The organism is Gordonia pseudamarae, assembly GCF_025273675.1.
GTDB lineage: Bacteria > Actinomycetota > Actinomycetes > Mycobacteriales > Mycobacteriaceae > Gordonia > Gordonia pseudamarae.
Map to the genome: position 1 here is coordinate 968265 of NZ_CP045809.1, position 13889 is coordinate 982153.

Below are 13889 nucleotides of genomic sequence, written 5' to 3' on the forward strand. Positions count from 1 at the left end.
AGCGCCGCACAAACGTTCTAGTGCCGCACAAACGTTCTAGCGCCGCACAAACAGGGGAGAAACTGCTGTGACCATCGAAAGTCCCGCCGCCACCGCATTGCCCACCCAGGGCGGCAGTGACTGGCGTGAGCGGCTCACCGCCCTGCTGGCCGACTACCGGGCCCGGCCGCGGCCAGGCACCTCGAAAGAGCGCCGGCAGGCGGCCCTGGATTGGCAATCCGAGCTCGTCGACGCCGCTCTGGCGGCACCGGCGTGGCCGCGGTCGGTCGGCGGAATGGAACTACCGCTGGCCGAGCAACTCGACTACTACCGGATGATGACCGCGGCAGGTGCGCCGCGGCACCCTTTCACGATGTCGTTCATCGTGGCGCCCACCCTGATCGTGCACGGCACCGACGCCCAGCGGCAACGCTTCCTCGAGCCGTTGCTTCGTGGCAAAGAGGGCTGGTGCCAGGGCTTCTCGGAGCCGGGGGCGGGCAGCGACATCGCCTCGCTGAACACTCGCGCCGTCCGGGACGGCGACGTGTACCGGGTCACCGGCCAGAAGATCTGGACCACGCTGGCGCACCGTGCGGACTGGATCTTCGCGCTCGTGCGCACCGGACCGGCAGGCCGGTCCACGTCGGGCATCACCTACCTGCTGATCGACATGCGCACCCCGGGCATCGAGGTGCGGCCGCTGCGCGACATCGCCGGCGGCCATCACTTCGCCGAGGTCTTCTTCGATGACGTCGAGGTGCCGGTGGCCAACCGGGTCGGCGCCGAAGGCGAGGGCTGGGCCATCATGCGCACCTCGCTCGGCCACGAGCGGGCCACCGCAGCGCTTGCCGACGAGTTCAAGTACCGCAAGACCGTCGACCAGGTGTTTCGCCTGGCCGACGACCTGGGCTACCGCGAGGACCCGCACGTCCGGCAGGAACTGGCACGGCTGGAAGCAGACGTGCGCACCATCGTGTCCAACAGCGCACGGGCGCTGGACGCGGCACTGCGACAAGAAGACCCGATGGGGGTCTCCTCGATCAACCGACTGGTCAAGTCGGAGTTCGAGCAGCGCCTGCAGCGCCTGGCGCTGCGGCTCGGCGGCTCCGGCGCGATGTTGGGCAGCCGATCGGACGGTGCCGTCGACGGCGGTCGCTGGACCTACGGGTACCTGATGTCGCGGGCGGCCACCATCGGGGCGGGCACCGCGGAGATTCAACGCAACACCATCGCCGAATCGGTATTGGGATTGCCCTCGCATCGTGGTGAAGGCCGTCGCGGGCCCCTGGTACCGCCGGGCACCCCGCTGACCGCTCCCTCGCCCGACGAGGCGGTGGTACGTGCGGCGATCGCGGACATCGTCACCGCGCATGTTGATCACAACCGGGTGCTGGCGGGCGAAGCGGTACCACCGGGACTGTGGGAGGCGCTGGTGGACTTCGGGCTTCCCGGGCTGTGTGCCGGCGAATCGGTCGGCGGGGCGGGCGCGCGGCTGCGGCTCCTGTGCGCCGCGATCGAACAGGCCGCGTTCGGGCTTGCCCCGGGCACGGCGATCGACGCGGTCACCGCACTGGCGCTGCTCACCGCGGCAGGCGCGACCGAGCAGGCGCGACGCGTCGTCGACGGCGCGAAGGTGGCGGTGGTTGTCGGCCTCGACGACTCCGGGTGGATCGTCGACGAGCGGACACCGATGTTGTCCGGTGGCGTGCTCAGCGGGACCGTCGAACGAGTGCGAGGTACGGGCGATGCCGAACTCCTCGTGGTGATAGCCCAGGACAACACCGTAGTCGTCGTCGACGCGGACCGCGCGGGAATCGCCGCGCAGGATGCCGTCGACCTGACCGCCACGGTGGGCGCCGTCACCTTCGACGGTGTCCCCGCGACAGGTACTCCCGTGTCGGACGCGGACATCGCGTCGGCACAACGACTGTGGCGACTTCTGATCGCGGCCGACGCCGTCGGTGTGGCGAGCAGGGCACTGGCCATGGCCGTCGACTGGGCCGGGCAGCGCGAACAGTTCGGTCGCGCGATCGGTTCGTTCCAAGCGGTCTCGCACCGCTGCGCCGACATGCTGGTGGACGCCGAAAGCGCCCGCAATCAGGTCTTGTCGGCCGCCGACGCCTGCGACGACGACGAGTCTCCCGATCTTGCGGTGGATCTGGCAGCCGCACAAGCGGTCTCGGCCGCCGTACGCAACGCCGAGGCCTGCATCCAGGTGCACGGTGGTATCGGTTTCACCTGGGAACACCCCGCGCATCTGCTGCTGCGTCGTGCCATCGCCGACGAAGCCGCCTGCGCCCGAACCGAACACCTGCGCGACACCGCCGCCGCCCGCATCTTCGAGTTGTCGCGCTGAGCGTTCGTCTCACGGGGTTTCGGGGCTCCTCGCCTTGCGGCTCGTCACACCTCAACCGGCTGGAGGGTGCGATCTCTCGCGTTGAGCGTCAGCTATCGTGACCCGCGATGACGGCGGTACCCGGATCCGGGCTGGAGGGTGCGATCTCTCGCGCTGAGCGTCAGCTCCGGTTAGGTGTGGGTTGTGGTCGGCCTCGCACGTCAAGCAGCATTTGTTGCCGGTTGAGGTTCGAGGAGCGTGAGCGACGAGCCCCGAAAACCCGTACGACAACAATGTCCGCAACCACTCCCGGACCGGGAAGTCGTTGCGGACATCGTCATCTCACGAGGATTGTCGCCGGGTGACGGGGATCAGACGTCCCATTCGAGGTAGATCGAACCGACCGGCCCGAGCTGTCCACCCTTTTCGGTGGGGTGGGATTCGGGGGAGAGCCGGTAGTTGGGGATGTACTTGTGCCATTCCTCCAGAGCGATCCGCAGTTCACGGCGGGCCAGGTGCGAGCCGAGGCAACGGTGCGGTCCGGCACCGAACGCGATGTGGTTGTTGGGGCTGCGGTCCAGATGGACCTCCTTGGCGTGGTCGTACTGCCGTTCGTCGCGGGTGGCCGCGTTGAGGGGCAGACACACCATTGACCCCTTGGGGATGGGGCAGCCGGCGATCTCCGTGTCTTCCAGAGTCTTTCGGGAGGGGATCACGATCGCGAACACCCGCAGGATCTCCTCGATGGCCGAGGGGATCAGGTCGGGATCGTCGACGATGGCCTGCCGGTCGTCCTGGTTGGTCGCCAGATACAGGAATGTGTTGGCCAGGGTTGCGGTGACGGTGTCTAGTCCGGCCATGAACATCAGGATGCAGAACGATTCGAGGTCGCCCTGGGTGGTCGGTTCGCCGTTGATCTCGAACGAAATGGCCTTGCTGATCAGATCATCCCGCGGATCGGCGCGGCGTTCCTCGATGAGTCCCCGGAAGTACTCGGTGAGTTCGGCGGTGGCCGCGGCCCGGCGCCGGGCCGCTTCCTCGGGGCTGGCCGAGATGTGGAGGATCTCGTCCTCCCAGTACAGGAACTTGTCGAGGTCCTCGAAGGGCATCCCCATCAGCTCGAGGAAGATGAACGAGGGAAACTGCAGTGCGAAGTCCTGCAGGAAGTCGCATTTGCCCTTGGCGGCGATCGACTGGACCAGTTCGACGGCGCGGTGGCGCACCTTCTCCTCGAGTCGTTCGACGTTCTTGGGGGAGAACAGCGGGTTGAGGTTCTTGCGCCACTGCTTGTGCTCGTCGCCGTCGAGCATCTGCGGGATCCACCGGAACGTGGGGTTCGGGTTGAACACCGTGACCGCGGAATTGGAGAACACCTTGGCGTTCTGGTACGACGCCAGGATTTCCTCGTAGCGGGTGACGATGAAGTGGTCGGCGAACGAGTTCTTGACGATCGGGGCCTCGTCACGGATGGCGTCGTAGAACGCCATCTTCTCGCCGTACGGCTTTTCCAGATAGTGGTTGAATTCGTGGACGGGGCACGTGCCTGCCGGTGCGGCCTCGGAATCGGTGATCGGCTCGGTGGTGCTCATCTGCCTACCTCCTGGGATGGTGGGTGGTCTGGTCTGGGCTGGGTGTGAGGCGGTGGGTCAGCCGGTCGGTGCCCGGTCGGATACCAGCTGAGCGTCGATGTCGAGGTTCATCGGCCCGAGCCGGGCGGCGGCGAGCAGCGCGCTCACGTCGACGCCGAGATCCTGTGCGGCGCTGCGGGCGGCGTCGAGATCCTTGGTCAGATACCGCGCGATGCGGTTGCTGTACACGGACGGTTCCTCGCCGGAGGCGGCGATGTAGCCGGCCGCCGCGCTGCCGCCGCTCGAATCGGCGAGTACGTCGAGCAGCACCCGATCGTCGATGCCGAGCCGGCGTGCGGAATCGAGCGCGGACAGGGTGATCTGGGTGCACGCCGCGAACAACGCGTTGTTGAGCAGTTTGGCCGACAGCGCCGTCCCGAGTCCGCCGGTGCGATGGATGGTGGACGCGTACGCGGTGACGGTGCGCGCCACCACGTCGGTGGGTGTCTCGTCGCCGCCGAGGAGGACCGTGAGCCTGCCGGCCCGGATCGCGGCCGGAGTGCCGCTGAACGGGGCTTCGACGATGCTGACACCGCGCGCGGTGCCGAGTTGTTCGAGTTGGGCGATGGTGTGTGGGCTGCCGGTGGTGTGTGAGGCGAAAACCGCCCCCGGAGACATGTTCTCGATGATTGTGGGTGCCACGTCGAGCAACTGGGTGTCGTCGAAGAGGCAGACGAGCACCAGGGGAGCCGCTGCGATGTCGGCGATCTGCGGCGGGGTGGTGGCACCGAGCAGACCGAGTCTCTCGCGGACCTCCGGTCTGCGCGCGTAGACCGACACCGGGTGTCCGGCGGCGAGCAGCCGTTCGATCATCGGCTCGCCGATCTTGCCCGCACCGACAAATCCGATGCGCTGGCTGATAACCACTTCTTGTGTCGCCTTCCTTTGTGGTCTGGGGCACTGCTGGGCTGGGGCACTGCTGGTCTGGGGCGCTGCCGGGCTGTCGCGCCGGTCAGCCGGCGGCCACACCCCAGATGATGGATTTGGTTTCCAGGTATTCCTCCATGCCGATGGCACCGCGTTCGCGGCCCAGGCCGCTCTGCTTGTAGCCGCCGAACGGTCCGTGTGGGCTCAGGCCACCACCGCCGCCGTTGACGGTGATGTAGCCGGTGCGGATGCGCTGGGCGATCTGGTAGGCGCGGACCGGATCTTTGGCCCACACCCCTCCGGCGAGGCCGTACTCGTTGTCGTTGGCGACGGCCACCGCCTCGTCGTCGGTGTCGAACGCCATGATGATCATCACCGGGCCGAAGAACTCCTTGCGGGCGATGGTCATCGAATTGTCCACGTCGACGAACAGGGTCGGTTCGATGAAGAACCCCTTGTCCAGATGGGCGGGTCGGCCACCGCCGAGGGCCAGCGTCGCGCCTTCGGCGACGCCGGAGGCGATGAGGGCTTCGACGCGGGCGCGTTGCTCGGCGGTCTGCAGCGGCCCCAGCACGGTCGCCGGGTCGGCCGGGTCACCGACGACGATCTGGGCCAGCGCGCCCTTGACCATGTCGACGAGCTCGTCGTAGCGGGATCGGTGCACGAGTGTGCGGGTCAGGTACCCGCAGCCCTGACCGGCGTGCAAAACGGTGTCGCGGACGATGCCGGGCAGCACCTTGGTGAGGTCGGCGTCCTCGCAGATGATGTTGGCGGACTTGCCGCCGAGTTCGAGCACCACCTTCTTGAGTGTCGGGGAGGCCTGCTCGGCCACCTTGCGGCCCACCGCGTCCGAGCCGGTGAAGCTGACGATGTCGACCAGCGGGCTGGTGGACAGTTCGGTGCCCACGTCGATGTCGCCGGTGACGATGTTGAGCACTCCGTCGGGCAGACCGGCCTCCTCGGCGATCTCGCCGAGGATCAGCGCCTCCAGCGGCGTGGTGGGTGCCGGTTTGAGTACCACGGTGCACCCGGCGGCCAGCGCCGGGGCCAGCTTCATCAGGTTGAGGTAGAGCGGAAAGTTGTACGCCGACACCACCGCGGCCACACCGAACGGTTCGCGGCGGATCACGCCCTGCCCGATGCCCATGCCCACGTGCGGCGCCAGCGGTTCCTCCCACCGGTACGACGGCAGGACCCGCTGTGCCATGTCGCGGAAGTGTGCGATAGGAATCGTGGTGTGGAACGATTCGGCGCCCACCCGGGTGCTGCCGGTCTCGGCCATGTTGAGCGCGACCAGCTCGGACTTACGCCGGTCCATGATGTCGGCCATCCGCACCAGTACCGCCGATCGCTCGGCCGGTGTCATCGACGGCCAGGGCCCGTCGTCGAATGCCCGCCGGGCTGCTTCGATGGCCTTGCGGGCGTCGGCGGCCGTGGCGATCGGGGCGATGCCGATGGCTTCTTCGGTGGCCGGGTTGATCACGGGAGCGCTCGCGCCGGTCGCGGTGTCCACCCACCGGCCGTCGACGAAGATCTGCCGGTACTCGATCGACCGGGTTGCCGGGGCGGGCGACGCGGCGGGGGACGTCGACGGAGTTGCTGTCGCGGTCATCGGGAGTGTCCTATCGGAGCGAGTAGGCGTTGGTGTTCTTGAGGGCGGCGCCCGCGTCGACCTTCATCTGCATGCCGGTGACGTAACGGGAATCCTCGGAGGCGAGGAAGAGCACCATCGCGCTGATGTCGGACGGCTCCACCCACGGCACCGGCATCTCCTGGCCGGTCTTGAACGCCTCGTAGGTGTCCTCGCGGCCCGGCGTTTCGAGGTCGGGCCGGAACACCCGGTACATCGGGGCGCTGTGCAGCATGTCCGTGTTGCAGTTGGTGGGGTGAATACAGTTGGCGCGGATGGATTCTCGACCGGCCACGATGGCGAGGTCGTGGATGTAGTTGGCCAGTGCGCGCTTGGAATGGCTGTAACCGAATCCGCCGGGCCCGAGGATGTCGGTGCCGCTGCCCTTCATCAGCCCGGCCACCGATCCGGTTGCGATGATGGACGCGCCCTCGGTCAGATGCCGGTAGGAGGCGCTGACGGTATTGAGGACACCCGCGAGGTCGACATCGACGGCGTCGATGAATCCCTGTGCACCCACCTCGCCGAGCGGGCAGATACCGGCGTTGGCGACCACGATGTGCAGTCCGCCGAGCTGCTGGACACCCCGGTCGATGGCGGCCCGCAGCGCGTCGGCGCTACGGACGTCGGCGACCTCGGCCACGCACCGGCGGCCCTCCTTCTCGACCAGCAGCCGGGTTTCCTCCAGGTCTGCCTCGGTGGCCAGCGGGTACTCGTTGGTGGCGATGTCGGCACACAGATCGAGCGCGATGATGTCGGCGCCCTCCGCGGCCAGGGTGACCGCATGACTGCGGCCCTGCCCGCGTGCCGCGCCGGTGATCACCGCAACTTTGCCGTCCAGCTTTCCCATCGTCCACCACTCCTGAAGGTTGTTTGTGCGTCGGGATATGACCTGACCGATATGGGAAGAGTCGCAGTCGACGGTGACGTGTGGAGTGGGGTGTCCCGGTGATTGAGACCCGAACTCGATGCGGTCGGCGACCGCGTCGACGGCCGAAATTCAACGAAATAGGCACTGCGGGAACATCTTCAGAAACTCATGTGCGAGGCTGACGGTTTCGGCGCACGGTCCGACATAGTGCAACTAGTGGACTGGTTCGATAACGTTCTTCCAGGCGCTCGGCCGCGACTGCCCTCATCATTGCGCGGTGGTGCCGGCGATGTGGCGGTGTTACCGACCAGTAAGGAGTCACCCATGCCACTGCAGGACTACATGCAGCTGATCTCGACCGACGACCACCTGATCGAGCATCCGATGCTCTGGCAGGACCGGCTGCCCGCCAGGTACCGGGATCTCGGCCCCCGGATCATCGAGAAGGAGATGCCGCGCGCGATCCACGCCGGTGACGGCGGCCGCGGCGGCGGTGGTACCAAGATCGCCGAGGTGTGGCAGTACGAGGAGCGGATCTACCCCTACATCGGCCTCAACGCCGTCGCGGGCAAGAAGCCCGAGGAATACGGCGCCGAGCCGACCCGCTACGAGGAGATGATTCCCGGCTGCTACGAGCCGAACGCGCGCCTGCGTGACATGGACATCGACGGCGTGCACGCCACCCTGTCGTTCCCGTCGTTCCCGCGGTTCGCCGGCACGGTCTTCCTCGAGGGCCAGGACAAAGAACTGGCGCTGCTGTGCGTGCAGGCATGGAACGACTATGTCCTCGACGAATGGTGCCCGACCGACCCCGAACGGCTGATCCCGCTGATCATCCTGCCGCTGTGGGACGTCGAGGCATCGGTCGCCGAGGTGTACCGCACCGCCGCCAAGGGGGCGCGCACAGTCTCCTTCGTGGAGAACCCGCATCCCTTGGGGCTGCCCTCGTTCCACACCGACCACTGGGATCCGGTGTTCCGCGCGGTCGTCGAGACCCAGATGCCCCTGTGCGTGCATTTCGGCACGTCCGGCAAGCCGCCGATCACCGCACCCGAGGCGCCGATGGCGGTGATGACCGCACTGTTCGGCTGCAACTCGATGTATGCCACCGCAGACCTGCTGTTCTCCCCGACCTTCCACAAGCATCCCGAACTCAAGTTCATGCTGTCCGAGGGCGGTATCGGCTGGGTGCCGTACATGCTCGAACGGATGGACGGGGTATGGGCCAAGCACCGCTACTACCAGAACATCAACCCCACCGCGAAGCCATCGGAACTGTTCGCCAAGCACATCTTCGGCTGCTTCATCGACGACGAGTTCGGCGTCGCCAACCGGCACCTGGTCGGTATCGACAACATCACCTGGGAGGGTGACTACCCGCATTCGGATTCGAACTGGCCCAACAGCCGCAAGATCGTCCACGACACCATGCTGAATGTGCCCGACGAGGATGTGCACAAGATGGTGGAACTCAACGCCCGTCGGCTGCTGAACTTCCCTCGCACGGGCGCCTGAGGTCAGGAGCACACCCGCGATGGAAGAACCGATCGAACAACTGCCACAGGCGGACTGGGTCGACCAGGACCTGCTGACCCGGGAGCTGGCCGGAAGCCTGCTCGACGATGAGATCGCCGCCGAACATGACCGGATCGCACGGCACGACAGCGGCGCCGGAGGTGAGGACATCGTGATGAGCCGCGCCGACATGGTGCGTCGCGTGACCGCGATGGAGGCGATCCGGGACGACTACGAGCAGACACGACAGCATGACCACAGACCAGATGGAAAGGGCGACAACGGTGAGCACTGACACCGCGCAGGCACAGGACGAGAAGATCTACACCTTCCTCGACGAGGACATCCAGCGGGCGAAGGATCTCGTGGGCATTTACCACGCGGTCCGCAAGCGTGAACAGTTCTCGAAGGCGAGTCCTGACATCATGCGGGCCTTCGCACGCAGCTACGGCGACGACAATCCGCTGTTCACCGACGAGGACTACGGTCTGGACACCAGGTGGGCCGGGCAGATCGCACCTCCGATGATCAACATCGCGCTCACCAAGGACCTGCTGGCCGACTCGATTCCGAAGGAGCAGCGCCGTCCGCCGTTCCGGGGGATCCACGTGTTCGTGTCCGGCTCCACCACCGAGTGGTACCGGCCGGTCTACGACGGCGACATCATCTACTCGTTCGAGGGTTTCGACAACGTCGAACTCAAGGAATCGGAGTTCGCCGGCCGGTCGCTGGTGGTCACCAGGATCTTCGTGCAGTTCAATCAGCGCGCCGAGATCGTGCAGATCCAGCGGGTGATCACCATCCACACCGAGCGGCACGAATCGAAGAAGCGCAAGAAGTACGACACCATCGAGGCCGCCTCGTACACGCCCGAGGAAATCGCGGCGATCGATGAGATCTATGCGGCCGAGCGCCGCCGCGGCGCCGAAACCCGGTACTGGGAGGACGTCAGCGTCGGAGATCAGATCCCGACCATGGTCAAGGGTCCGCTGACCGTCACCGACATGGTGGTGTTCCATTCCGGCGGTTACGGATTCGCGCCGTACACCCCGTGTACCGGCAAACTGTGGCACGAGAACCGCCAGCGTATCGGTGCCTTCTACATCCCCAACGAGCAGGGGATTCCCGATGTGGCGCAACGCATTCACTGGGATGCCGAATACGCCCGGTCGATCGGTCTGCCGGCGTCCTACGACTACGGAATGATGCGCGATTGCTGGCTGACCCACTTCCTCACCAACTGGATCGGGGACGACGGCTGGGTCGAGTCGATGTCCAGCCAGATGCGCAAGTTCAACTACCTGGGCGACACGCACACCTTCACCGGCGAGGTCGTGGGCAAACGGGTGGACGGCGACCGGTACCTGGTGGACGTCGAGTTCCGCGGCACCAGCCAGCGCGGGGAGGTCACCTGCCCGGCGACGGCCACCGTCTCGTTGCCGAGCCGGGAATCCGGTCTTGCAGGACTGCGGACACCGCCGCGCGAGCTGGAAACCATCGCCGCGAAAATGCTCAAGCGACACGGTGAACTGCGGGCCGCCCGCAGGCGCGCCCAGGCATAAGACCCACAGAACTGAGGATGGGAACACTCAATGCAGTTGGAGAACAATACTTTTCTGGTCACCGGTGGCGCGTCGGGCCTCGGTGAGGCCACAGCGAGCGCGATCGTCGCCGCCGGCGGCAAGGTGGTCATCGCCGACTTGCCGTCGTCCGATGGCAAAGTGGTGGCCGAACAACTAGGTGCGGCAGCGGTTTTCGCACCCGTCGACATCACCGACGAGCAAAGCCTGGCCGACGCGCTCGATGCCACCGTTGATCACGGACCGCTGCGCGGTGCGGTGCACTGCGCGGGGCGCGGCGGCGACCGGTTGCGCATCCTCGACAAGCAGGGCAATCCCGCCCCGTTGCAGAGCTTCCGGGATGTGTTGGAGATCAACCTGATCGGCACCTACAATGTGCTGCGGCTGGCCGCCGCCCGCATCGCCGCCTCCGAACCGGTGGACACCGAACGCGGCGCGATCGTTCTGACCGCATCGGTGGCGGCATTCGACGGTCAGATCGGTCAGACCTCCTACACCGCGTCCAAGGCCGCGATCCACGGCATCACGCTGGTCGCGGCCCGCGACCTGGCGAGTGTCGGGATCCGGGTCAACACGATCGCCCCCGGAACGTTCGACACCCCGATGTTGGCGCGGTTGCGTGATGACATCCGGGACGGCCTGGCGGCATCGGTGCCGTTCCCGAAACGTCTCGGCCGACCAGCCGACTACGCGGATATGGCGCTGTCGTTGCTGCGCAACCCGTACGTCAACGGTGAGACGGTGCGGCTGGACGGTTCGATTCGGATGGCTCCGCGATGACTACCGGAGTATCGGAGATCTTCACCGAGGTCACCGCCGACGGGGTGCTGGTCATGGCGATCAATCGCCCCGAGCAGCGCAACGCGATGACCAAGGAAGCCGCGGTGGAACTGGCTGCGGCCCTGGACCGGCTCGACGCCGACCCGGAGATCTCCGTCGGCATCCTCACCGGTGTGGGACCGACGTTCTGTGCGGGAATGGATTTGAAGCGGTTCGCCGCGACCGGGGAACGTCCGGTTGTGGAGGGCCGCGGGTTCGGTGGCCTGGTGCAGACGCCGCCGGCGAAACCGCTGATCGCGGCCGTTGAGGGGTGGGCGCTGGGCGGCGGTTTCGAACTGGTTCTGGCGGCCGATCTGGTGGTGGCCGCAGAGGGCGCCAAGTTCGGTCTGCCCGAGGTGAAGCGGGGTCTCATCGCCCGTGCCGGCGGCATCTTCCGGGTGCCGCAATTGCTGCCCCGGCCGATCGCGCTGGAACTGTTGATGACCGGCGACCCGATCACCGCGGCCCGCGCCGAACGGTACGGCCTGATCAACCGGGTCGTGCCCGACGGCACCGCCTTGGCGGCGGCCAAGGAACTGGCCTCGGCGATCGCCTGCAACGCGCCGTTGTCGGTCCGTAACAGCAAGGCGGTCGCCGGACTGTCCCGGGTGTGGTCCGACGACGACGCGTTCGAATTGCAGAAGCCCTATACCGACGAGGTTTTCGCGTCCGAGGATGCCGCTGAGGGTCCGGCGGCGTTCGCCGAACGCCGCTCCCCGGTGTGGAAGGCTCGCTGAGCATCTGCTGGTTGGTGTGAGGAGCGCTGGCGAAGAGCCTCGAAACCCGGTGAGACGACATTGCTGTCTCACCGGGTTTCGAGGCTCATCGCCTGGCGGCTCTTCGCGCCTCAACCGGCGATAGGTGTGTTCTCCGAGGGCGCCGCAGAAGAACAGCAGCGGCGATAGGTTGAGTTATCTTGTGACGGAGGTGTGTTCCCCGAACGCGCCTCGGAAGAACAACAGCGGCGACTTCGGTGAGGCCACGGTGAGTTCGTGGACCGCGCCGACGACGAGATGGTGATCACCGAGTTCGACGGTTTTGTCGATGACGCAGTCGACCCAGGCGACCACGCCGTCCAGGATCGGGTTACCGGTGACCGAGCGCTGCCAGTCCAGGCCGGCGAAGCGGTCGACGCCCTTCTTCGACATCTGCCTGCACACCGACTCCTGATCTCCGGCAAGTGCGTTGGCGCAGAAGCGGCCGGTTTCGAGGATCTTGGGAAGGGTCGATGAGCCCTTGTCCACCAGGAACGACACCAGCGGTGGTTCCAGCGATACCGAGGTGAACGACCCCACCACCATGCCGACAGGAATATCCTGATCGTCGATGGTGGTGACGGCGACCACACTGGTGGGGAAGTGCCCGAACACATCCCGCAGATAGCGTCCCTCGAACTCCGGTGCCACAGTTGATTCGCTCATCGATCCCTTCCTTGATTTCTGCGTACTCGGTGTACTGGAGTGTCGATCAGACGACGACGATCATCCCCTGCGGTGTCTCCAGGCCCAGGTTGTGCAGCGAGTTTGCATGGAACACGGCACCTTCGGTGTGGATCATGTGTTGTAGGCCGACGTGGGCGTCGCGCCAGTGACGCTGCATCGGGCTGGACTTGCGGATCGCGCCGCCACCGGAGCGCGCGAAGATCTCGTCGAGTGCCGAGACCGCGCGCCATGCGCAGCGAACCTGGTTGCGGCGCTGGTTGGAACGTTCCTGCAGCGTCGGCTCGCCGCCGGCGGCGATCTTGTCGTGGATCCGGCTGATGCCCTCGATGAGCTGGATGCGTGCCGACTCGATCTCGGACGCGGCCTCGGCGGCGGCCCGCAGGATGTACGGGTCGTCCTTGGCCAGCACGCCCGTGGCCGACACCCGGTTCTTCTGGATCTCGTAGTGGTGGGCGAGGGCTCCCTCGCAGATGCCGATGGTGGCCGCGGTGATACCGAGCGGGAACATCACGCCGAACGAGAGCTTGTACAGCGCCTCGGGCCGACCGGACCGCTCGGCCGCCACACCGTTGGAGATGTCCTCCTGGGTGACGGTGCGGTAGGCGGGAACCACCGCCTTGTCGACGACGACATCCTTGCTGCCGGTGCCCGACAGACCCACCACGTCCCACGAATCGTCGATCAGCTGGTAGTCCTTGCGCGGGATCACCACGTGCATCACCTCCGGCGGCAGCACCGGCATATTGGTGCCCGAACCGTCGCCCTTGAGCGAACCGAGGAAGTCCCACTTGCAGTGATCGGACCCGGAGGAGAACGGCCAGCGGCCGCTGAGTACGAAGTTGTCGCCGTCGATCGGGTCGGCGACGCCGTTGGGCATGTAGGGGGAGGCCACCCAGGTGTCCGGGTCCTCGCCCCAGATCTCTTCCTGAAGCCTGCGATCCATCTGCGCGAGCTCCCACGGGTGCACGCCCACCACACCGGCGACCCAGCCCGCCGCGGGGTCGGCCGCGGCGATCGCCATCACGGCCTCGGCGAATTCCCGGGGCTCGGCGGCGTAACCACCGAAGTCGGTGGGCTGAAGCATCCGGATCACACCGGTCTGCCGGAGCAGTTCGGCTGTCCGATCGCTCAACTTGCCAAGGCGCTCGTTCGTCTCGGCGAGGGAAGCGAACTCGGCGCTCGCCTCCTCGATGCGCTTGTGTACTTCGTGTGCCATGTCGCGG

General features: G+C 66.5%; 12 protein-coding genes. 6 read left to right on the forward strand and 6 right to left on the reverse strand.

Features of this window, described 5'->3' with window-relative positions; all coding sequences use genetic code 11:
* Window positions 1–67 precede the first annotated feature (67 nt).
* Window positions 68–2335: an acyl-CoA dehydrogenase family protein gene (locus GII31_RS04165; protein WP_213247057.1), complete on the forward strand. Its 2268-nt coding sequence runs from the start codon at window positions 68–70 to the stop codon at window positions 2333–2335.
* 350 nt (window positions 2336–2685) lie between these two features.
* Here GII31_RS04165 and GII31_RS04170 read toward each other — a convergent pair whose 3' ends face one another.
* From GII31_RS04170 to GII31_RS04185, 4 genes are all read right to left on the reverse strand, one after another.
* Entirely contained in the window at window positions 2686–3903 is a 1218-nt protein-coding gene (locus GII31_RS04170; protein WP_213247060.1) for a cytochrome P450, read from the reverse strand.
* A 57-nt stretch (window positions 3904–3960) separates the two neighbouring features.
* A complete protein-coding gene (locus tag GII31_RS04175) occupies window positions 3961–4809 on the reverse strand; it encodes an NAD(P)-dependent oxidoreductase (protein ID WP_213247062.1) in 849 nt (282 codons plus the stop codon).
* Between the two features lie 85 nt (window positions 4810–4894).
* Window positions 4895–6421 carry an aldehyde dehydrogenase family protein gene (locus tag GII31_RS04180; RefSeq protein ID WP_213247064.1) on the reverse strand — a complete coding sequence of 509 codons (1527 nt, stop codon included), beginning with the start codon at window positions 6419–6421 and terminating at the stop codon, window positions 4895–4897.
* A 10-nt stretch (window positions 6422–6431) separates the two neighbouring features.
* The gene (locus GII31_RS04185; RefSeq protein WP_213247066.1) at window positions 6432–7289 is read right to left on the reverse strand and encodes a mycofactocin-coupled SDR family oxidoreductase; all 858 of its coding nucleotides are present in this window, start codon (window positions 7287–7289) and stop codon (window positions 6432–6434) included.
* Window positions 7290–7634: 345 nt separating this feature from the next.
* Between GII31_RS04185 and GII31_RS04190 the strand changes: the two genes are divergently transcribed.
* From GII31_RS04190 to GII31_RS04210, 5 genes are read left to right on the forward strand one after another with little or no spacing between them, the layout of a single operon-like run.
* Window positions 7635–8825 (forward strand): amidohydrolase family protein, encoded by a 1191-nt coding sequence (locus GII31_RS04190; protein ID WP_260840298.1) that lies wholly within the window; start codon window positions 7635–7637, stop codon window positions 8823–8825.
* Between the two features lie 19 nt (window positions 8826–8844).
* Window positions 8845–9120: a hypothetical protein gene (locus tag GII31_RS04195; protein ID WP_213247070.1), complete on the forward strand. Its 276-nt coding sequence runs from the start codon at window positions 8845–8847 to the stop codon at window positions 9118–9120.
* Window positions 9092–10387: an FAS1-like dehydratase domain-containing protein gene (locus GII31_RS04200; protein WP_213249821.1), complete on the forward strand. Its 1296-nt coding sequence runs from the start codon at window positions 9092–9094 to the stop codon at window positions 10385–10387. Before GII31_RS04195 ends, GII31_RS04200 begins: the two co-directional genes overlap by 29 nt.
* Before the next feature lie 30 nt (window positions 10388–10417).
* Window positions 10418–11185, forward strand: coding sequence for an SDR family NAD(P)-dependent oxidoreductase (locus tag GII31_RS04205; protein ID WP_213247072.1), 768 nt, complete (start codon window positions 10418–10420; stop codon window positions 11183–11185).
* The gene (locus GII31_RS04210; protein WP_213247074.1) at window positions 11182–11961 is read left to right on the forward strand and encodes a crotonase/enoyl-CoA hydratase family protein; all 780 of its coding nucleotides are present in this window, start codon (window positions 11182–11184) and stop codon (window positions 11959–11961) included. The genes GII31_RS04205 and GII31_RS04210 overlap by 4 nt, the downstream gene beginning before the upstream one ends.
* Window positions 11962–12135: 174 nt before the next feature.
* On the opposite strand, the gene GII31_RS04215 is transcribed toward GII31_RS04210, so the two are convergent.
* Together GII31_RS04215 and GII31_RS04220 are read right to left on the reverse strand one after the other, a co-directional pair.
* Complete coding sequence (locus GII31_RS04215) at window positions 12136–12645, reverse strand: flavin reductase family protein (protein ID WP_213247076.1); 510 nt, start codon at window positions 12643–12645, stop codon at window positions 12136–12138.
* 46 nt (window positions 12646–12691) lie between these two features.
* Window positions 12692–13882 carry an acyl-CoA dehydrogenase family protein gene (locus GII31_RS04220; protein WP_213247078.1) on the reverse strand — a complete coding sequence of 397 codons (1191 nt, stop codon included), beginning with the start codon at window positions 13880–13882 and terminating at the stop codon, window positions 12692–12694.
* Window positions 13883–13889 lie beyond the last annotated feature (7 nt).